At 40.1% G+C, this 20,610-nt stretch carries 23 protein-coding genes and 2 pseudogenes; 10 read left to right on the top strand and 15 right to left on the bottom strand.

Features of this window, described 5'->3' with window-relative positions:
* The first annotated feature begins 68 nt into the window (after positions 1-68).
* The 3 genes from AC1UFB_RS17690 (at position 69) to AC1UFB_RS17680 (ending at position 1,333) form a co-directional block, all read left to right on the top strand.
* Positions 69-401: a GIY-YIG nuclease family protein gene (locus tag AC1UFB_RS17690; protein ID WP_482589611.1), complete on the top strand. Its 333-nt coding sequence runs from the start codon at positions 69-71 to the stop codon at positions 399-401.
* Between the two features lie 232 nt (positions 402-633).
* Positions 634-855 (top strand): DUF3923 family protein, encoded by a 222-nt coding sequence (locus AC1UFB_RS17685; RefSeq protein ID WP_076512889.1) that lies wholly within the window; start codon positions 634-636, stop codon positions 853-855.
* A gap of 82 nt (positions 856-937) precedes the next feature.
* Positions 938-1,333 carry a (deoxy)nucleoside triphosphate pyrophosphohydrolase gene (locus AC1UFB_RS17680; RefSeq protein ID WP_076512888.1) on the top strand — a complete coding sequence of 132 codons (396 nt, stop codon included), beginning with the start codon at positions 938-940 and terminating at the stop codon, positions 1,331-1,333.
* 19 nt (positions 1,334-1,352) lie between these two features.
* Here AC1UFB_RS17680 and AC1UFB_RS17675 read toward each other — a convergent pair whose 3' ends face one another.
* From AC1UFB_RS17675 to AC1UFB_RS17665, 3 genes and pseudogenes are all read right to left on the bottom strand, one after another.
* On the bottom strand, positions 1,353-4,157 hold the full coding sequence (locus AC1UFB_RS17675) for a DEAD/DEAH box helicase (protein WP_061785742.1): 2,805 nt from the start codon (positions 4,155-4,157) through the stop codon (positions 1,353-1,355).
* Between the two features lie 213 nt (positions 4,158-4,370).
* A pseudogene (locus AC1UFB_RS17670) lies at positions 4,371-4,628 on the bottom strand (3'-5' exonuclease); the annotation flags it as partial.
* Positions 4,629-4,927: 299 nt separating this feature from the next.
* Positions 4,928-5,511: pseudogene (locus AC1UFB_RS17665) on the bottom strand (SMI1/KNR4 family protein).
* A 249-nt stretch (positions 5,512-5,760) separates the two neighbouring features.
* Here AC1UFB_RS17665 and AC1UFB_RS17660 point away from each other — a divergent pair.
* Together AC1UFB_RS17660 and AC1UFB_RS17655 are read left to right on the top strand one after the other, a co-directional pair.
* Positions 5,761-6,570 (top strand): hypothetical protein, encoded by an 810-nt coding sequence (locus tag AC1UFB_RS17660; RefSeq protein ID WP_482589608.1) that lies wholly within the window; start codon positions 5,761-5,763, stop codon positions 6,568-6,570.
* 218 nt (positions 6,571-6,788) lie between these two features.
* On the top strand, positions 6,789-7,787 hold the full coding sequence (locus tag AC1UFB_RS17655; protein ID WP_025908309.1) for a tRNA dihydrouridine synthase: 999 nt from the start codon (positions 6,789-6,791) through the stop codon (positions 7,785-7,787).
* 83 nt (positions 7,788-7,870) lie between these two features.
* Here the strand turns inward: AC1UFB_RS17655 and AC1UFB_RS17650 are convergent, their stop codons facing one another.
* On the bottom strand, positions 7,871-8,758 hold the full coding sequence (locus AC1UFB_RS17650) for a hypothetical protein (RefSeq protein ID WP_482589606.1): 888 nt from the start codon (positions 8,756-8,758) through the stop codon (positions 7,871-7,873).
* 219 nt (positions 8,759-8,977) lie between these two features.
* Between AC1UFB_RS17650 and AC1UFB_RS17645 the strand changes: the two genes are divergently transcribed.
* Together AC1UFB_RS17645 and AC1UFB_RS17640 are read left to right on the top strand one after the other, a co-directional pair.
* Entirely contained in the window at positions 8,978-9,187 is a 210-nt protein-coding gene (locus tag AC1UFB_RS17645; protein ID WP_482589604.1) for a ferritin-like domain-containing protein, read from the top strand.
* Positions 9,147-9,617 (top strand): DUF2202 domain-containing protein, encoded by a 471-nt coding sequence (locus AC1UFB_RS17640; protein WP_482589603.1) that lies wholly within the window; start codon positions 9,147-9,149, stop codon positions 9,615-9,617. Before AC1UFB_RS17645 ends, AC1UFB_RS17640 begins: the two co-directional genes overlap by 41 nt.
* An 88-nt stretch (positions 9,618-9,705) precedes the next feature.
* Here AC1UFB_RS17640 and AC1UFB_RS17635 read toward each other — a convergent pair whose 3' ends face one another.
* Entirely contained in the window at positions 9,706-10,323 is a 618-nt protein-coding gene (locus AC1UFB_RS17635; protein WP_277717037.1) for a TetR/AcrR family transcriptional regulator, read from the bottom strand.
* Positions 10,324-10,494: 171 nt separating this feature from the next.
* Between AC1UFB_RS17635 and AC1UFB_RS17630 the strand changes: the two genes are divergently transcribed.
* On the top strand, positions 10,495-10,620 hold the full coding sequence (locus AC1UFB_RS17630; protein WP_258954128.1) for a hypothetical protein: 126 nt from the start codon (positions 10,495-10,497) through the stop codon (positions 10,618-10,620).
* Positions 10,621-10,672: 52 nt separating this feature from the next.
* Here the strand turns inward: AC1UFB_RS17630 and AC1UFB_RS17625 are convergent, their stop codons facing one another.
* The 3 genes from AC1UFB_RS17625 to AC1UFB_RS17615 form a co-directional block, all read right to left on the bottom strand.
* Positions 10,673-10,831: a tyrosine-protein phosphatase gene (locus AC1UFB_RS17625; protein ID WP_240046409.1), complete on the bottom strand. Its 159-nt coding sequence runs from the start codon at positions 10,829-10,831 to the stop codon at positions 10,673-10,675.
* A 191-nt stretch (positions 10,832-11,022) separates the two neighbouring features.
* Positions 11,023-11,148 (bottom strand): tyrosine-protein phosphatase, encoded by a 126-nt coding sequence (locus tag AC1UFB_RS17620; protein ID WP_340842949.1) that lies wholly within the window; start codon positions 11,146-11,148, stop codon positions 11,023-11,025.
* 157 nt (positions 11,149-11,305) lie between these two features.
* Positions 11,306-11,734 carry a branched-chain amino acid transporter permease gene (locus AC1UFB_RS17615; protein WP_482589600.1) on the bottom strand — a complete coding sequence of 143 codons (429 nt, stop codon included), beginning with the start codon at positions 11,732-11,734 and terminating at the stop codon, positions 11,306-11,308.
* On the opposite strand from AC1UFB_RS17615, the gene AC1UFB_RS17610 reads away from it, so the two are divergent.
* Complete coding sequence (locus tag AC1UFB_RS17610; protein ID WP_078990379.1) at positions 11,733-12,029, top strand: DNA-binding protein; 297 nt, start codon at positions 11,733-11,735, stop codon at positions 12,027-12,029. The two genes, AC1UFB_RS17615 and AC1UFB_RS17610, sit on opposite strands and share 2 nt — an antisense overlap.
* Before the next feature lie 15 nt (positions 12,030-12,044).
* Complete coding sequence (locus AC1UFB_RS17605; protein WP_482589598.1) at positions 12,045-12,440, top strand: DUF2283 domain-containing protein; 396 nt, start codon at positions 12,045-12,047, stop codon at positions 12,438-12,440.
* A 47-nt stretch (positions 12,441-12,487) separates the two neighbouring features.
* Here the strand turns inward: AC1UFB_RS17605 and csaA are convergent, their stop codons facing one another.
* From csaA to AC1UFB_RS17570, 7 genes are all read right to left on the bottom strand, one after another.
* Complete coding sequence (gene csaA, locus AC1UFB_RS17600) at positions 12,488-12,820, bottom strand: chaperone CsaA (RefSeq protein WP_482589596.1); 333 nt, start codon at positions 12,818-12,820, stop codon at positions 12,488-12,490.
* A gap of 21 nt (positions 12,821-12,841) precedes the next feature.
* Positions 12,842-13,732: an EamA family transporter gene (locus AC1UFB_RS17595; protein WP_078990382.1), complete on the bottom strand. Its 891-nt coding sequence runs from the start codon at positions 13,730-13,732 to the stop codon at positions 12,842-12,844.
* Between the two features lie 92 nt (positions 13,733-13,824).
* Complete coding sequence (locus AC1UFB_RS17590; protein ID WP_328101659.1) at positions 13,825-14,526, bottom strand: AraC family transcriptional regulator; 702 nt, start codon at positions 14,524-14,526, stop codon at positions 13,825-13,827.
* A gap of 86 nt (positions 14,527-14,612) precedes the next feature.
* Positions 14,613-15,746: a glycerate kinase gene (locus AC1UFB_RS17585; protein ID WP_035320273.1), complete on the bottom strand. Its 1,134-nt coding sequence runs from the start codon at positions 15,744-15,746 to the stop codon at positions 14,613-14,615.
* A gap of 25 nt (positions 15,747-15,771) precedes the next feature.
* Entirely contained in the window at positions 15,772-17,046 is a 1,275-nt protein-coding gene (locus AC1UFB_RS17580) for a GntP family permease (protein WP_222482982.1), read from the bottom strand.
* 119 nt (positions 17,047-17,165) lie between these two features.
* Positions 17,166-18,269: a sugar diacid recognition domain-containing protein gene (locus tag AC1UFB_RS17575; RefSeq protein ID WP_482589593.1), complete on the bottom strand. Its 1,104-nt coding sequence runs from the start codon at positions 18,267-18,269 to the stop codon at positions 17,166-17,168.
* Between the two features lie 118 nt (positions 18,270-18,387).
* Entirely contained in the window at positions 18,388-20,328 is a 1,941-nt protein-coding gene (locus AC1UFB_RS17570) for a family 16 glycosylhydrolase (protein ID WP_076512872.1), read from the bottom strand.
* Positions 20,329-20,610: the final 282 nt, after the last annotated feature.

The raw sequence follows: 20,610 nt of genomic DNA, 5'->3' as shown, positions 1-20,610 counted from the left end.
AATAATAAAATTGAAGATTTTGAGTCTTTTTAATAGTTAATTTAAATTAATGCAACACTAGTGAAAATATATATAAAATTGGAATGACTAGACGATTAGAGCCTATGGATCGAGTAAAAGAACTAGGTGATGCATCTGTTCCATTCTTATTTGATGTTCATGCTTTAATTTTCAGCGATGATGCACCGGGTTTAGAAAATGCACTTCACAAAGCACTTGCTCATAAGAAAGTAAATAAAGTAAATGAACGCAAAGAATTTTTCAACGTGACCTTACAAGAAATTGAAAAACTTGTGAAGCAAAACCACAATAAGACTGTAGAATTTACGAAGTTAGCGGTAGCTGAGGAATATCGTAAATCTATAAGTTTGAGTAAAGGTAATTTACAAGGAGCATCTTAATATCACGAAACTATAAACGAGCAAACAAACAGCGAAATCGCTTTCCGTTTGCTCTTTATTTATATTTACATAGGTTGACTTCACAAATTCATCTATACACTTCATACCAAAAGCATAAATAAAACACGGAAATTTAATTGTTAGTTATTGGATAAAAATTAATTACTGTATAATAAAGGAAGAAATTAATGTAATAAACTCGTTTTATACTAAAAATTAAAGGAGCGATATGATGAAAAAACGATGGATCTCCTGGTGGATTACGAACTGTTTTTGGGCCATGCTATTTGTTTTAGGCACTATTATGGTATGGACGCGAAAAGTGGACGGAGCGGGTGCCATTCAAACCCCTGAAATTAAACTATTATCCTTTATTGTGTTAGTGCTTGCCTTTGTCATTCCGCTTGTGATTCAAGTTGTGTGGCTTGTTGTTAATGTAAGAACGAGTAAATGAAACCCACCTCTCAATTCCGATCTTATAATCTCCCACTCTCCTATGTTATGATGAAACAAAACAGCTGTAAGGAGAATGAACCGTGAAGAAAAAAATAAAGGTCGTTGCCGCCGTTATTGAAAATGATCAAAACGAAGTCCTCTGTGCTCTCCGTTCAAACGACATGTCTCTACCGAACATGTGGGAATTTCCTGGTGGGAAAGTAGAAGAAGGCGAAGATATTTACTCTGCGATTGTGAGAGAAATCGAAGAAGAGCTTCACTGTAAAATCAAAGCAACGGAGCTACATAACGAACACACCCATGAATACGATACGTTTATTATTGAGCTCATTGCGATTAAAGCTGAAATTGTTGAAGGTACACCGCAGCCCACTGAGCATGCCAAGCTTGTTTGGTTAAACAAAGAAAATCTTCATTCACTTGTCTGGGCACCGGCGGACGTTCCGGCGGTTGAACTATTAGTAGAAAAGAAATAGCCTTCTCGCGATGAGAAGGCTATACTCTTTCCGTAAACTCCGTATACAGAAACGCTGGAATTTCATTTTCTAATTCTAAGATTACCGTAATCGGCTTTTCCCCGTGGTACTCAACCGTATTTCCTTTACCGATATAAATAAACGGTTCAGTCTTACCATCCATCTCACGATATTTTCGTACAAATAGATGCAGGTGAATACCTCTGTCTTTGTTAAAAATAATATTCTTTCCTCGCTCAGACTTTTGGGTCGTACTGTTTGGCGTTTGCCAGTGGAACGTGCGCTTATCGATGAACTTATCCTGATAGTTAATGCTTTCTTTAATATCTTCTTCCTTATGAAGATCAATAAATAAGAAAAACTCTTTATCATTTGTCAATAAGCCAGAACCACGAAACGAGCTGTGCGTTTTCCGGTAGTTAGATAGTAGCGCTGGGTCCATCATTGTGTACTGTTCATACAGCTTTAAGTGCGGTACGCCGTAATCTCGTTTACCAAACTCTTTCTCGTAGCGGAAAATGCCGTAATCAATCGCATCTTTAATAAACGGCTTAAACTGGTCGTTATGTAAAACATTCGCAAAGCGCTCCGTTTTCACCGCTTCTTCTCCGTTAAAATCAATTAGCTTTAACTTAGAACGAAGCTGTCCACTATCATAGTACGCTTGATTTAATACTTCAAACGCGTGCCTTACCGTATCTTCTTCCACATCCTCTACGTATTTCAAGATTTCTTGATTGGCTTGCTTCAGTGAAACTTTGTCATGACTTAGTAAATATTTCAAAATCACAAACTCGTACACGCGCTTGATTGGTAGCTTACTAGACAACTCCTTAAAGGCACTTTCAAAGTCTTCATGAAGTAACAGAGTTTTCAGCTGGTCGTCTTTTTCGGTTTTCGCTACAAACTGAAGATATGACTTTTCTTTATTGATAAACTTCACTGGGTCAGGCGCTCCATCAAACTTTAAATAGTCCATCAGGTAATACGGAATTATGCCTTGATTTAATTTTTTAAATTCGTTGTACTCTTCTCTCAGGTACTTCAGCGAATTGAAGTTTTCACGGTCAATTTGCGCTAAAATTCGGTCGCGTGATATCTCATCCATTTGAATATGTGTAGCACCTGGAATGCTTGGGAATCCCTTTGCGATGCCTACCTTTAAGCTTTCCTTATCGTAATAGCGGCTGCCGTTTAGAGCGAGCGCAATTAAAAAGACTTTGCTGTGATTTCCGATAAAATCAAGTACTGTTAAGAATGATTTGCTGGCGTGCTTGCGCAAACCGCGCCCCAGCTGCTGGATGAATACAATTGGTGAATTCGTTGGACGAAGCATTAATACAGAATTCACCGACGGAATGTCCACACCTTCATTGAAAATATCCACTGAAAAAATGACTTCTAATTCATCTCTATCATCTTCTAATCGCTTAATACACTCTTGACGCTGGGGGATGGAATGGCCGCCATGTAACACTTCACTTTTGTAGCCGCGTTTATTAAACTCTTCTGCCATATACTCAGCGTGTTCAATGCTAGCGCAAAAGCCAAGCGTTTTACGCGTTAAGCCATCGTGACCATAAAACTCCATCTTTTCAATAATAAAGTCGACGCGCTCATTTACTTTTAACCGTTTGGTTACCTCAGCTATATCATCAATGTCAATACCGCTTAAATCAACATCTTCAATATCAGTAATACCAAAGTAGTGAAACGGTACGACTAACTGATCTTCTAGCGCTTCGTGAAGACGAACTTCAATGCCTACGTTGTTATCAAACAAATCAAATACATTCATGCTGTCGCTTCGCTCCGGTGTTGCCGTCATGCCTAGGGTAAATGCTGGCGTGAAATATTCCATCACTCGCTGATAAGAAGGACTTGTCGCATGGTGAGCTTCATCATAAATAATATAGTCAAACGAATCTCGCTCGAACTCACTATAGTACTTTGTTAACATTTGAATCGTCGCAAACAAGTAGTCTGCTTCTTGATCTTTTGAACTTCCCGTCAACAAGCCAAACGTCACTCCCTCGTTCACAAACAGCGTTTCAAACGTTTCTTTTGCTTTTTGAAGGATCTCTTCTCGGTGCACAATAAATAAAAGGCGCTTTGGTTTCACTTTTTGCACGTCAAATGCCGACATATATGTCTTACCTGTACCCGTTGCCGCAATAACTAGAGCTTTCGTTTCACCAAAACTGCGCAGGCGTTCTAGATTTTCCATTGCGCGCTGCTGCATCTTATTTGGCTTAATGTACTCACCCTTTTCAAAAATCATTTGAGGTTTGTAAGCTGATTCCTTTAACGCAGCCAAAAACTTCCCGTACTCCTCTAGAAATTCGCTTGTTGCGTCGTTACTAATGTCCCACAAGTGCTCGTATTCCTTTAGAACATCCTGAATGAAAGGCATCTCGCTCTTTGACACAACCTCTACATTCCACTCAATATTACTTTTCAACGCGCTTTGCGTCATATTCGCAGAACCAATAATTACTTTATAGTCGTTCTCATATTCAAAGATATAAACCTTCGTATGAAAACCTTTTTCTTCTACCGCGCTGAATACCTTAAGATCAATATTATCAAAGCTTTTAATCTTCTCTAATGCCTTCACTTCCGTAAAATTCAGATACGTCGATGTAATAATACGCCCTTCCACACCGCGACTAGCCGCTTCCTTCAAAGGGTCTAAAAGCAGCTGCAGCCCGCTAAAATTAATAAAGGCCACGCTAAAATAAAAGCTCTTGCACTCCTTCAAAGAAGTCACAAGCTCATGTAGAAGATTCGTGTTTTTCGAGTTTACCAGTAATCGATTTCCCATATAATCTACCACTCCACCTTTTTCCATTAAACTGTTACTTTTAGTTTAGGTGTTTAGATGGGGTGGATCAAGGGGTTTTTGGTAAATAAACAAGAGTTAAAGTAAGGCTTTAGAAGCCCTACTTAACTCTTTTGATTTGTGATACGGTTCACCCTATCATAAATAAGTAAGATTACAACAACACATCCATTCCAATTAACTTCACTAACAGCCTCATCCTTTCTTTTCCCTCAACCACTCCACACTCGCACCACTACGCTCCTCCAAAACCCCATCAAACCACTTCACAAACTCCGACTCCCCAGAATAAGATAAGCACAAATACTGCTTCGCTCTCGTCATTCCGATATATAGCAGGGACACTTCCCGCTCCTTATCTTCTTCTAGTGGAAACGGCATGGAGTTAACGTTGACGATGAAGACCGCTTGGTAGTCGAGACCTTTGCTGCTGTCGATGGTGCTGATTTTCACTTATTTGAATATCAAGAGAAGCTGAGCAAAAAGGGGGGGAATTAGACTTGGTGTCTACACGCCCATTATGTATCAGTCTATAAGGCGGGCTTAGCTGTATGTATGCTATATATTCGTAAATGATCGACATCATGTTACTTACCATAAAACCTTCTATTTTCATCTGTTATCTCCACGTAATCTTTATCGTACGCATACATATTTACATTATTTTCATTTATATAAATCTCATAAATGCGTTTATTATATTCCTTAAATTCACTTAAAACTAAACATTCTCTTTAGGCTATTCGAAATAACTAAAATAACTCATCTTCCTCCAAAAAAACAAACCCACTATCAATAACCCCCTGCAAATACTCATCAAAACTGTCAGCAATCACTTTGTATTCGTCCGGGTCATGCACAAAGCGAATGATTTGACCACTTACCCCCTCTGGAGAAGGATTAAAGTCAATATAGAGCCTTGATGTTCCGCCATTATTCATACAGTCTGCAAAATGAATATAGGTTTCAGGGTGAAGTCCGTATGGATTGATTCTAGGATCAACGTCTTCCTCGTATTCCAACAGGTACGAAACGTCCTCTTCTTCTTTTGAACTATCGAGCATTTGCTGCGTAGATAGTAAATAGTACGGATATCTCCCTTCTTCAACATCTGAACCTAGCATATAAACGGCAATTTCATTTTCACCGTATTTACGCCAATATGTACCATCAATCTTTTCAAGTAGTGTGATTAATGATTGGGGACAATTTGGATACGTTGATTTTAGTAAGTCTATATCCTTTTTGTAGCACCACACGCTGTATTTAGTTCTGCAAGATCACCTGTTGGTAACGCTGGTTTTAATCTCGTTACAAAATTATTTACTAAGTCCATTACCTTATCCTCCTATAACGATAGCCGCTCTTATCATGAGCAAGCTGATTTCATTTTGAGCACTTTCTTCTCTCTTATAACGTACGCTTAGATTACTGCACGCTCCATACTTCTAAACTATCATCAATTCCTTTATCCTTGAACACTTTTCCACAATTTGTTAAAAACATGTTAAAATTATTCTATATGTTTGAAAAAACCTAAACAAACTCTTTCAAAGCAATCCATACATAGAAACGAGGAAACAAAATGACGAAAGCGAAATGGCTACTGATTTTTCTGTGCGTAATGGACTTGGGACTAGTAGCTATGCATCTATCAGGCTATTTCTTTCTCTCTTTGAAACCAACGGGTTATGTCATTCCTTTAGTCATCAATATAATCTTGCTGTTTTTCATTAATAAAAAGCTGTGGGTCCGTTTAGGACTAGTCGTTGGCGTTCCGGCCTTATTTATACATGGTTGTATGGTTTTGTTCATGGAATATGGCTACACAAAGATTGATTCACCCCACGATAAAAGATTTCTTATGATTGAGTATCGTCACGTCACTTTAGGTGAGACAACGTATTTTTATCACTTTTATAAAACACGATTTGGAATAATTGGTAAACTTCTCGACGATCAATCGGTGGAATTTATGGTTCGAGGGCCAGAATATCCTGTTGAAGAAGGAGCTGAGGCAGCATTAGGAGCCCATAACCCAACTTGGATTTCAAAAGATATTGTCCGGTTTAACTCATGGAAGGGAGCAAAAGATGTGTATTTAGCCTCTTCTTCATCAGCGGTAAGCACAAAGGAAATAGACAATTTCATACTGAAAGCAAAAAGCAACAGTGACGGAGAGACCATTACCATTAACGGGATGGATTTCATCACCCAGTATGATAAAAAAGCAGGTCAGCGTTGGATTGATGTGTTAAGCGATGGTGACGAGGGGCCAATCCCGAGACAGCAATGCTCTCGGATTGTACGAAACGAGGAGCGTGGATATTATATGTTAGAAGAATGTACGCATCAGTGGGAGTATGAGCTATATCCTCTTACGGACGGACAGTAATATTTCAATCATTTTCCTTTTCATCAGAAACCACAAGACCATTTAAATAACAATTTCCAGCACAACAAGATGCCTCGTTCCCTTGCACTTTTTATTTAATACGATTAAAGTATATAGTGGTTGAATTTCTTCTATAGTAGAAATCAGCTCTCTAACAATCATTTCACTTTTTAATTTCGGGAACGCGTTTCCCTTTAAGGAAAGGGTTTAGATATACAATGAAAGATAATTTTTGGCATGAGTTGCCTCGTCCGTTCTTTATTTTGGCTCCAATGGAAGCCGTAACGGATGTTGTGTTCCGTCACGTGGTGACAGAAGCAGCTCGACCTGATGTGTTTTTTACAGAGTTTACGAATACGGAAAGCTACTGCCATCCGAAAGGAAAAGATAGCGTAAAAGGACGCCTAACGTTCACTGAAGACGAGCAGCCAATCGTTGCGCATATTTGGGGAGACAAGCCTGAATACTTCCGTCAAATGAGTATTGGTATGGCTGAAATGGGCTTCCGAGGCATTGATATTAACATGGGCTGTCCTGTACAAAACGTTGCAGGAAACGGAAAAGGATCCGGCTTGATTCGTCGTCCAGACGTTGCGGCAGAGATTATCCAAGCGGCTAAAGCTGGGGGACTTCCTGTCAGCGTGAAAACGCGCCTTGGCTATACAAAAGTCGACGAGTGGTACGACTGGTTAAAGCATATTTTAGAACAAGATATCGTTAACCTATCTATCCACCTTCGTACGAAAAAAGAAATGAGCGACGTGGACGCACACTGGGAGCTAATCCCAGAAATCAAAAAGCTTCGTGATGAAATTGCGCCTCATACGCTTCTTACGATTAACGGCGACATTCCTGACCGTCAAAAAGGCTTGGAGCTTGCGGAAAAGTACGGTGTTGATGGAATCATGATTGGACGCGGAATTTTCCACAATCCATTTGCTTTCGAAAAAGAAAAGAAAGAGCACACAAGTGAAGAGCTATTAGATCTTCTTCGCCTGCAGCTAGATCTTCACGATAAATATTCGAAAGAATTAGAGCCACGCCCATTCAAACCGCTTCGTCGCTTCTTCAAAATCTACGTTCGTGGATTCCGAGGCGCAAGTGAGCTACGAAACTTACTTATGAGCACAGAAACGACTGATGAAGTACGTGATTTGCTTGATGAGTTCAAGGATCGAACTGGTATGAAGGAAGACGAAGGTTTTTCCATTAAGTAATCTTTGTTTTACTTAAAAAGTGTCAAAACAAAAAGCTGAGCCTACATGAGGTTCAGCTTTTGTTTTTGATAAATCAAATTTGCTTATTCACTAAAGCCGTCTTCCGTTAACGCATAGTTAATGCGCGCGAATAAATTGTTGGTTTCTTGTCTCGCTTGGGCATATACCTTTTCAAATTCCGCTTTATTTTCAGCAGGATTCTCAAATTTACCTACCTGTCCCCACATTGCTTGAACCATTTTCATGTTTTCAAAAAGCTCATAGTCTAACGGAGTTTGCGGAGCCGGTGCAAAAACAAGGGGTGCGCCTAGTTTTTCTAGCTCTTCTTGTCCTACTACAAACGCCGGGTGATCATATAAGTCACGGTCCATCGCAGTTTTAATATCATTCATTGTCGGTCCGACTAAATAAAGCATCTGCATCATGCCTCGCTCTAAGTTCGTCGCTTGTTCCCATGTTCTATACTCAGAAGGATCCGTGCCTTGGAGCTGCGTTGGCTGATTGGCTAAAATCAATTTATAGATTTGATCCCTTTCGGCTTGATTTTGAAGCTGATATGCTTGTTGGCTTTCTGGATTAATAAATACATCACTGTAGTTTGTGATGTTTGAAACCTTTGAAGATGACGTACTGCTGACAATTGTTCGGATTGGCTCTTCCGTTAAGCTAAAGTAAATTCTTCCCGTCTCGTCCATATAGTTTTCAACTAGTTCTTGTTCTGTAAGATCTTTTTCGTAATATGGTGAATCAATTGAAACCGTTGGGATTCGAAGCTGGTCCATCTCTTCTTGGGATATTTCCACTTTTGAGGTTTCTTCTTTTGAACTTTCCTTTTCAGTTTCTTTTTCTATTTTTTCTTCATTCTTTTGCTCTTCCGCAGCCGCTGTTTCTTTCGCTTGTTCTGCACTCTCGTCTTTACCGCAAGCTGCTAGTAGTAAGCTTGCAGCTGTTACAAGTAACCATTTCTTCATCTTGTTCGCCTCACTCGTCCGTTTTTTTCTCAACTTAAAAAGTATATCACTCATAAATTGAAAATTATGGATGATTTGTAAAAACAGGAAAATGGCATTAAGGACTAGAGCGAATATCATACGAATTAACTAATCATTAAGTCTTAGAAAATAGTCATGCACGATAGCCCGCTTTACATACATAAACTGTATGAATTGCAAATGCAGGGAGGACAATCTATGTATTCATATTTTCATGATTTTTATCGAAACACCTCAGATACAAAGCTTTTAAGCGCTATTCAAAAAGCTATTAACGCAGAGTATAGTGCTGTTTCGTGCTACGAGAAGTTAGCTAAACTAGCACAGACAAAAGAAGAGAGCAACAAAATACGTGAAATTCAAAAAGATGAAAAACCCAAAGCCTTCTTCGTCTCAAAGACAGCTTGATGATTACGGTGCTAAAGGAGCATTAAACGCACCATCACTATCGTTATCAGAAATGCTGACGTATGCACTTCAAGACGAATACCTAGCTCAGGCTAGATATAATAACGTTATTACAACGTTTGGTCCAGTACGGAAGTTTGTCCAAATCAAAGAAGCAGAACTACGCCATATTGATGCATTACTGCCACTATTTAATCGCTACCAAGTACCGATTCCTGATGATACCTCTCAAAACCTTGTCAAAACTCCAGCAAACCTCAAAGCTGCATATTCAGCAGGTGTTCAAGCAGAAATCGATAACATTGCGATGTATGAACGCTTTTTGACATTCGATATTCCAAGTGATGTACGAATGGTCTTTTCGCAGCTACGAAACGCATCTGTAAATCATTTGGCTGCTTTCGAAAGAGGAGTTGCATCCTTCGGCTAGAAGCTTATTTATCTAACAAAAGGCTAGACTGACAACAGTTTAGCCTTTTTGATATGAACATCATTCTTACACAGGCTTTCTGGCCACTTTATTTTTTCAAACCAGCAGCAAAAAAAGGACCGTTAAAAGTAATAATTGAAAAGATTTTAGCCATTTCTTCTGGAGATTCTTTTCGCCCACTATTAAGCCACTGTTGGATTACTCCTATGTGTGCAGAAGCTATGTAAGAAGCTAAATAGTCTCCTGGAACAAGGAAATTTTCTTTCCGAACAAAGTCAAAGGCTTCATTCTCAAAGATTTCTTTCCACATAAACTTTTTTAATCTCGTCTGAAAAGTTAAATCTCCGTTTGGACCTAATAACGCTCTCATAAAACTACTGTTTTCGTTTAGATATTCAAAGATTACGATTGCAATGGAAGACGGGACGGCTATCGGTGAATCCTCCTCTAGAGAAGCAACAGCGCTTGGGAAATTTTCTTTTACAATAGTAGAAAGCTCTAGCATCACTTCATCTTCACATTTCTTCATTAAATCAAACTTATCCTCATAATGCGCATAAAAGGTGCCTCGATTGATGTTGGCTCTCGTTGTAATATCTTTCACTGAAATAGCGTCGAACCCTTTTTCTTCAATTAATTCAATGAATGCATTTTGAATGGATTCTCTTGTCCGAACAATTCGTAAATCCAAATGTTGATTTTTCATGGTATGTCCCCCTTTATTTTATCCAACAGATTGCTAAGCAGTGTTCCATAACCGACACATCCTTGAATTCTGATTATTGAACACTTATTACATGAGGTATAGAATTTGAACAGAACTAAAATAAACAACAGGTTGTTCATTATTCTATCAAAAGTATAAGGAGGACGAAACATGTTTAAAAACAAACTACTCTTACTTTCACCTATTATTGTATTTGGCATCATCAGTGGAATTATGATCCTACTTTCTACGTTTAAGCCACAAGCTGTTAACGAAAAAGTGGAGCTTGAACAGTAATAGGAATATAAACAAGCGGAATTCAGTTTGAATCCGGCTTGTTTATGCTTTGTTATTGACCTTCGTTTGATGAAAGAAACATTTCGTTTAGCTGCTCTAAACAACCTCTTGGAATATTACACCCTTTTTCTAAATATGTCCCAATATCTCCGTACTGCTTCATTATTTTTTGATAAACATCTTCAAAGTACTCACGCCGCACTTCTAACACGGGCCTAATTTGCTCACAAGAAATTTTAAAAACTCAAAATGGGTAAACTCCTGGTTTTTATCATGAATTGATACAGATAATAGCTCTATATCAGGTCCCGGCTGCACTCGACTAACCCTTGATTTTTGTTCAGACGGCATTCTTAAATCACAGATTGCTTTAATATTCAGCTGACGAAAGGTCTCAATATCTTATTTCGTTAGCTTTGATAGATCTTCTGAGCGAAACAAAACTCCTTCTTTCAGCTTTTCCCCATTCTCTGTCACCACTCCGCCAACATCTCGAAAGTTAAATAGCTTTTTAAAGTTATAGTTCATATCGTTTCTCCATTGTTTGTGATATTTGCTTTTCTTTATTCTACGATAGAGTACAAAAATGCTGAACTATTAATTAATTTATCTTTTTATTTATCTCTACCATAATGAACAAAAAATGCAGCCTCATATCAAAAAAATGACAAAAAACTGGCGCCCTTCAAAACACCAGCTGAACCAATCCCATATATACAACTGTTCCTCCCCCAATCGAAAGCAACATGCTTCCCCTCCATGCATGAAGCAATACCACAAAGCCAACTGCTAGCATTTCAGGTAACCCATGACTTCCTGAAACAAAGCTGATATCCTTTAACGAATACACTACCAACAGTCCGATAACCGCTGCCGGTAGAACAACTCCGATTAGTGCGCTTTGGTACTGCTTGCCTTTTTTCCATTGCTCCATAAAAATGACGACAAACAGCGCGGTCATTACGAACTCAATCCCTTCCGTACTGAACGTAATAAACGAGCCAAAAATACTGCCAAGCGCTGATCCGAGCACCCAGTAGCAGTGGTTCAGTAGCGTAATAAAAAACAAAAAGTGGTTGTAAATCACTAAAGAAATAGGAAGGTTGAAAACCATGGATATCAGCTTTTTCTGGCTTGCTATCGGGCTAGCCGCCTTTGGTTATTTTATTGGAGATGGTTTAAAAAACTTTGGTAAACCCAAAGAGAAAACGACTTACCCTTATTTAATTAAAGAACGTGATCTTCACTATCACTTTAGCTTAACGAGAGAAGAGATGCAGGAACTATTAAGCAAGTACCCAGATGCTCCTAAAATTGAGCTGAAAGGCAAGACGTATTATCCGCATCATCAGTTTGTTGAGTGGCTTTCATCAGCCGACCTTTATACCAATAATAAACACAGAGAATAGATGGGAGAAATAGACATGGACGCTAGAATTACATATGATACTGACGCAAAGTTAGCTTACCTTTATCTCTTCCCCGCTTCGGCTTCTTATCAAATTCAAGAAACGGAAGAATTAGAAGTAAATCCTAGTTTACAGCTTGATATTGATAGTGAGGGCCGAATTGTTGGCATTGAGCTTTTCGGAATGCTTGCAGAGAAGATAGCGCCACTTTCTGGTGCTGAACATATCTATACAATGCATGATGAGATGTTCTCATTTTACCTATCACCTCAAGAGGTTCATGCAACATTTGTTTTTAACGGAATTAAATTTTGCTTTGCAGACGCTGATTATCAAGACTTCGTCGGCTTTGACGTAATTGATTCAAATCTATATGAGCGACAGCTATTGATGCAGCTCGTTAAGCCATAAAAGAAAGCTGTAAAAAGACAAGCTACCTTCAGCTTGTCTTTTCTTATTCATGAAATCTTCGTTCCATTTGGCAACTTTTCATCCGGCTGTAGCAGCACTACATCTCCTTCTCCTGGAACGCCACCTAAAACGAGCACTTCTGATTTAAATCCTGCAATTCGCATTGGCGGAAAGTTTACAACCGCGACGACTTGACGATTCAGAAGTTCGGTTGGCTCATAGCGATGCGTAATTTGCGCAGATGACTGCTTCACTCCGATTTCTTCTCCAAAATCAACTTCAAGCTTAATCGCCGGCTTTTTGGCCTCTGGAAACGGTTTGGCGTCAAGAATTGTACCAACGCGTAAATCTAAATTTAAAAAGTCTTCAATGTTTGCCATTTAGCTTGAACCACCTTTTTATTATTTTTCGATTGTGACCATTTCAGATTTTCTGCTTACATCACGTGTTGACCAAATCAGGATCCCAATTCCTATTAACAACAAGCTAATTCCGCTCCAAGACGTCATCGTCAGCTTTTCTCCTACAACTAAAACGCCAAGCATCGTTGCAGTTAGCGGCTCTGCTAACGCTAGAGTAACTGCGGTTGAAGATGAAACGTGTGCAAGCCCTTTGGCAAATAGAAAATAAGCAAGCCCTGTGGCCATAACGCCAAGCTGAAGGCTTACACCAATACCTCTCAAGCTTGTAAACCACGACATATCAAATAAAAATAGGAGTGGTGATAAAAAAAGCGCGCTTAAAATAAAGACAACCGCAACGGCTGATAGTGACGAATACTTTTCCACTAACCCTCTGCTTGCAAGGGTGTAGCAAGCAAAGGATAGGCCTGCTCCAAGCGCCATGAAAATTCCCGTTATATTTAGGCTTGCCGATTCTTTGTTCAGAAATAACAGCACGCAGCCTAAGATAGATAAAAACGTAGAGCACCACCAGATGATGCTTGGCCGCTTGTTTGAATAAAACCATTCAATAAGCCCAGATAAAACAGGTGCACTCCCGATGGCCACAACTGTGCCAACCGCAACGCCTGTGATGGAAACTGCTGAAAAGAACAGCGGCTGATAGCATGCCATACTAAGAGCTGCGACAAGAGTGGCTTTTAGCGGCCATCCTTTTAGACGTAAATCTTTTCTAATCAGCAGAAGTAGTAATAGAAACACACCGCCTACTGCAAGCCTTGTTGCGCCAATAGCAATTGGGTGTGCGGAGTCCGGTGCTAGCGCCTGGGTAGTACCTGTTGTGCCCCATAGAATCCCTGCTAGTAAAATGAAAAAAGGAGCTGCTTTCACAATGATTCACCTCAATAAAAAGATAAAAAGAACGATTACCCTTATGATAAAGAATTCCCTATTCATTTTCTTTACCAAGTTTAATCTTCTTTTTATCTATTATTAAGAATTCGATATTTTTGCGGTGACACGCTTTCATGGCTGACAAACCATCTTGTAAAGGAAGAGGAGTTAGCAAAACCAATCTCTTCACTAATCCTGGACATCGACCATCCTGTTGATAGCAATAAACGCTTCGCTTCATCTAAACGAAGTTTCGATAAATACTCCTTCACGCTTTTTCCCGTTTGCTTTTTAAACCATGTCGAATAGTAAACAGGATGATAATGCTCAATTGCTGCGAGGGTTTCCAGGTTGAGTGGCTCCTTAAAGTGCTGATGAATGTAATCAATTGAAGGAGGATTGGACGTTTGCAGCTTTTTAGTCACATACCTCGTTAAATCAACTAAAGCAGAATAATCAGCAGGTTTTTTCGCTTCTTCTAACAATAAATACCGAATAGCTGACCACTGACTATCAAGCGTCATATACATGCTGTTTGTACCGTTTGGCAGGTACTGCGTTGGAATATCTAAGATTAAAAATTCATTTCGGTCTCTGGAGCGATAGTTATGATTCAGTCCCGGAGGCAGGTAAAAGCATTGATCCGGGCTAAGCGTTACTTCTTGAAACGCCATTTCCATATCAAGAGAGCCTTGCAGTGGAAAAAGAAACTGTCCAAATTCGTGCTGGTGCAGCGTGAATTCTTTCGAGTAGGATCTCTTTTCACACGTTAACTCGTTCACTTTATCCATTTGGCTCTCTCCTTTACGTTAAGTTGAATCTATTATAAATGCAAAATCCGCTTAAAAAAAGCCTAACATGTCGCTAGGCTCTCGGTTTATTTGTTCATTTTCCAAACGGCCGCAACGTTCATCGCCGTTTTTTCCACATAGTCGCTGGCATTCGCAAAAGCATTTTCTAACGTCGTCACTCCTGGCACAATACTAAATAACGCATCGATACCATGCTCATAAACGACATGGCTGTCAGCTCCGATGTTCCCAGCAATTCCAATGACCGGAATGCCATGCTTTTTGGCTGTTTTTGCTACGCCAATGGGAGTTTTACCATAAATGGTTTGCCCGTCAATTTTTCCTTCTCCTGTGATGACTACGTCCGCATCACGAACGGCTTCTAATAGATTTGTTGCTTCAATGACGATGTCGACGCCCCTTTTCAATTCCGCTTGTAAGAAAGCAAGCAGCCCTGCACCTAATCCCCCTGCTGCACCAGCTCCTGGCACGTCATCAATCTTTTGACCAAGGTCTCGTTCAAGAACGGCTGCGTAGTGTCGTAAATTTCGATCCAAAAGCGCAACCATCTCTGGCGTTGCTCCTTTTTGTGGACCGAAGATGGCAGATGCTCCTCGCTCTCCGGTAAGAGGATTATCAACATCACACGCTACTTCAATTTTGACGTGCTGAAGACGCGAATCTAGCGTTGATAGATTAATAAAAGCTAAGTTTCCGAGTGCTCCGCCACCATCTAGAATTTCGTTTCCTTCCGCATCTAGTAACTGTGCACCAAGCGCTTTGGCCATTCCAGCGCCTCCATCGTTTGTGGCACTTCCACCAATCCCGATAATAATATGGTTTACGCCGTAATCTAGCGCTGCTGAAATGAGCTCACCTGTACCTTTGGTTGTTGTCATAAGCGGATTTCGCTTAGCAGGGGGTACGAGGTGCAATCCAGACGCGGCTGCCATTTCAATGACGGCTGTTCTCTTCGTTCCCAGAATGCCAAAGAAAGCTTCAACCGGCTCACCTAAAGGACCCGTAACCGTTTTTGAGATAATCTCTCCATCCGTTGCGTCAACCAGGGACTGAACCGTCCCTTCTCCTCCGTCAGCCATCGGTACTTTTACATAGTTTGCTTGTGGCAGTACTTGCTTAAAGCCTTTTTCAACTGCTTCAGCTACCTCTAAAGATGATAAGCTTTCTTTAAATGAATCCGGAGCAATGACAATCTTCATTACGTTCTCTCCCTACACTTTAATATTAGCTAAATAGCTTGAACACACCGTAAATGAGCGTCGATAAAATCGCTAGCGTTAAACCAACTGCTGACTCATATGGAATAAGCTTAAGTCGTTCTTTAATTTCCATATGAACGCTTCCCCCCGTTGCGTGGAAAAAGCTACCGTGCGGTAAATGATCTAAAACCGTCGCACCTGCGTGTACCATAGCTGCTCCGGCAAGCGCTGAAACGCCCATCTCTAAAATCGTGGAGCTAAACACCTGACTGGCAACCGCTGTTCCTGCAGTTGTTGAAGCAGTCGCAGCAGACATGAAGATTCCTGATGCTGGCGCCAGCACATAGCCTGGTAAGCCGAGCGCACTTAGTCCTTCAATCAATACATCTTTTAAGCCTGAATTGGCGATAATTCCAGCCAGCGTACCCGTTCCTAGGAGCATAATGGCCACACCCGTCATTTTTCCTAACCCTGAAACAGCATAGTCATTCAGCTTTTTGCCTCTTCCCATGACAATTGCACCGACAATTCCTCCAATTGGCAAAGCAATCATTGGATCAATATTAATGTTAAACAGCGGTCGCAGTGATAGTAAAACAATCGTCACAAGCGGCGCAATAATAGCTGGTAAAAATGCCGGTAGCTTATCTGCATTATTTACTTCTATTTCGGCAAGCTGTACAGGAGCCCCTTTTTTCACAAGCTTTTTGGCAATAAGATACGTCACAACAATTCCAAAAGCTGCTGGGATTATACCCGCTGCCATAATGGATGTGAGCGGAACATTAAAAGCATCTGAAGCTGCGATAGCATTGGGGTTTGGCGACATAATGTTCCCAGCTTTCCCGCCTCCAATCATTGCTAATAAAATCGCCGGTTTTGACAGATTGGCTTTTTGAGCAATTGCAAGCGCAATTGGTGCCACTGTAATAACCGCTACGTCAACAAATACACCAACTGTAGTTAAAATCATTGTTGCAAGCGCCAGCGCAAGCAGTGCTCTCGCTTCTCCTAGTTTTTTTACAATTGTTTCTGCAATAACAGCAGCTGCTCCTGATTCGATGAGCACACCTGCTAATATACCTGCAGCTAATATTCTTAGTACGGCAGGTATAATCCCTTGCGCTCCTTCCATCATAAGCGCCACGGTATTCGTTATATCCACTCCTCCTACTAGACCACCAATTAAAGCACCGGCAATCATTCCATAGGCAGGAGATACTTTCTTTAAGATCAATACAATTGCAACAACAAGCGCAACCACTGCGCCTAAAGCGCTTACTTCAATAGTAGCATCCATTTCCCGTTCCCCCTTGAATGTTATAAGTTAAGTGTAAGCGTTTTCTAAACTAACTGCATTGTTCATGAAACCAAAAAAAGGCCTGTCTTTTTCAAGCCTTTTTGTGCATCGGAACAATTTTATTGAATTTTATACTGTAGTATCGCAACGTACAGCTCAACCAAGTCACTGAGTTTACGAGGGTCTTTATTCGTCAGCTCAGAAATGCGCTCTAAGCGATACCTGAGCGTATTTCGGTGGATAAACAGCCTACCTGCTGCTTTATTTACATCTCCATTTTCTTCAACATATACGCTTAGCGTTTCTAACAAATCGCCTTTTTCATCATAGTCTTTTAGCTCTTCAACTGACTGACTTAACTCGCCTTTTACGCCAAATTCTTTCGCTTCAGCTAAAAAAACAGCTAGCTTATAGTGTTCATAGCGGTAAAGTAATTGATCAGGGTGTAATTTCTCACCCACTTTTAACGTATAGAGCGCTTCTTGATAAGATATCGCCAATCCTTCTATTGACGGAATGAACCTTCCAATCGCCACCTTACCTTCTAGCTGATTATGTTGAACCCAACTTTTAATTTGATTAAAAGTACCGTCTTCTTTTTCATGCGTCATATCAATTCTTTTCAGCACCACAATATGAGTAGGCTGAACAATGTACAAGTCATCTTTTTCGAGCTTTCCTCGCAACCACTTATAGCCGTTTGAATGATTCTCCATTTTTAAAATTACCGCTATGCGCGGGAGGTCCAACTGAATGCCAAGACGTTCTACTCGTTCAAAGTAAAAGGAATCTAGCTTGTCCATTCCGTGAAGCAATTGACTCGTTAACTCTTCTTTCAACCGCTCATCCCATTGAATTTCATCTACTAACACCGCTTGCTGTAAAATCATTTCAGCAGCCATTTTCACAAGCTCTCCGTAGTTCCGTACTTCCTCTGGTTCACCTGTAATACCAATCACACCAACGACCTCACCATGAAAGGTAATGGGCAAATTAATGCCTGCTTTCACTCCGTGAAACTGCGTTAACTCAGAGCTAGTAATTTCAAAGCTTTTTTGTGTTTCAATTACTCGCACAGCACCTTCGTGAATAGAATCAATTCGATGATGATCACCTGATCCGATAATGACGCCTTTTTCATTCATCACGTTGATGTTGCGGTGAATAATGTTCGTCGTTCGATTCACAATTTCTTGAGCTAAAGAATGATTTAAAAACCTCATGCACTTCACCTCTTCATTCCCATGAATGCCTTTTCAATCTATCGTTAACTATAGCATCATTAAATAAAAAAAAGAAAGCCTGCTTATACCTAGCCTTTCTTTTAATTGAAGAGTCCTCTTAACGTAAATGAATGTTGTCAATTGTTATACTCTTTTTTACATCTCCTAAGTAAAAGACAAGCTGAGCATTTTTATCGTCATGAGGTAGCTGTAAATTTTTAAAAGCGAAGTGATATTTCTGTATTCTGGAAGATACTTTTACTTTCTGCTTCTCATACACGTTTCCATCTTCGTCTGTCAGCGCAACAAACATATCACCTTTTGGTTGAATACTTGCATCAAAGCTTAATTCATACCCTTGTCCTGCATTCAGGAAGATACCTTTTTGAAGTAACTTCAAATCATCTGCATATTTGCTGCTTGTTTTCACATCAATATGAAGCTGGCGTTCATTAGGGTCAACGGTTGCTAAAGCGTTTATTTTTCTCGCTTGTACAACGTGCCAATAGCTCATTCCATCTGCTTCTCCCACGCTAAATGTACCGTTGTATACTCGATTTCCATCACTTAAAGGAACCTTTGGAATATCGTCATTAAACGGAATTCCTTCAACCTCTACAAGCTTTGCGTTTCCAATCCATACAGGCTGGTCGTTTGTTCCAAGATTAAACTCAACGCGCGCTGCATTATCGGATTCTTTTTTCATTTGGAACAAAACTTCATAGCTTTGTACTTGGTTTGTCAGCTGAGCATTTAAAGCTGGTGAATATCCTGCGTATCCAACTGATGCTCCTCCTGTTACTTGTACCTTCATGCTTCTAGCTACTTCCGTTTTAGCATCAAACGTTAGCTTATAAAAGCGGCCTTTCGCTAGTGACACAATAGACTGAGGCTGCACCGAGTAAAGCTGACCTCCAGGACGAAGTATATTTACCTTTAAAAAGCGGCTATTGTTTAATTCTTCTACTGATAAAACTGCATCTCCATCCGGCTCTTTATGAAGGGACCAGTTAGCAGTACCTTCAATTCCCATGCCAGGGTCACCTGCTTTTGTTTCTGTAAACTGATTGTTATAAACTAAGTTTCCGTCTGCTTGAGGAAGCTTAGCACCTGACAAATATTCTTCTTTTGGAATGACTGGAGGAGTTGGCTCACGGTACTCTCTGCCCGTTAACTCATAGACTCTTACATAGTCAATTTTCATTTCTTTTGGGAACTGGGTCTCTGCCGTTGGATTCCCATCAAAATTCCCACCAACTGCTAGATTCATAATGAGATGAAATTCTTCGTCAAACGGCGCTGGATAAGCATTGGTATCTGGCTGTCCATCACTTTGACTGTACCAATCGTTTTGCACGCTATAGAGCTCACCGTCCACGTACCATCGGATTTCACCAGGCTCCCATTCAACGGCATATGTGTGGAAATCTTCAATTGTGCTTCCATCTTTAAATGTGTATTCTTCACCGCTATACGTATTGTTTGGCCACTGCTGACCATAGTGAATGGTGCCCGCAATAGTATTTGGCCTGCTACCCCAGCCTTCCATAATATCAATTTCACCCGAAGCTGCCCAGCCTCCGTAACGATTATGCTCCGGAAGCATCCAAACGGCAGGCCAATAGCCTTTACCTGTTGGGGCGCTAGCACGGATTTCAAACTTCCCGTATTTCTTGCTGAACAACCCTTTCGTCTTTACACGAGCAGATGTGTAGTCAAAGCCTTGGTAGCTTTCTTTATGAGCTTGAATGACAAGATTACCACCTTCTTCTCGAACATTTTTTGAACGATTGGTGTAATACTGGAGCTCATTGTTCCCCCACCCAGGTATGCCCACAGAAGCACCGTTTGTTAAATCAAACGTCCATTTCGTAGGATCAATCTTTCCATCGTCAAACTCGTCTCCCCACACTTGAGTCCACATTGGCTTATTTTTTTCTTTTTGCCCTTTAGCTTGTTCTTCCTCTTCGGCATGACCAACCGGGGTAAACAAATAACTAATTAACGCTGCTGATAATATGGAGCCGAAAACCTTTCGTTTTAAAGAAGGACTTTCCATTTATGATTTCCTCTCTTCTATTAAAATATAGTAATCGCTTACATTTTAATTAACATTTCTATTACCTATAAAGTTCTACGTATGTGGTCCCTACTCTCTGGTTAATCTTAGTGATTGAGATAAAATAAGCTTTATATTTTTCTAAAAATTCAAATAAAAAAATGGGAATTTAATATAAGTAGTTTGAGAGGATAAAAATGTGGTTCATTTAGATATATAAGTTGAATTTATCTTTTACAATCGAATGCACAATCGATCAATAACTTTTCTAGGTGAGTCATT

This window comes from Priestia sp. KCTC 13724 (assembly GCF_056820425.1).
Note: the sequence above shows the minus strand (reverse complement) of the source record. Positions and strands in the feature narration are given on the sequence as shown.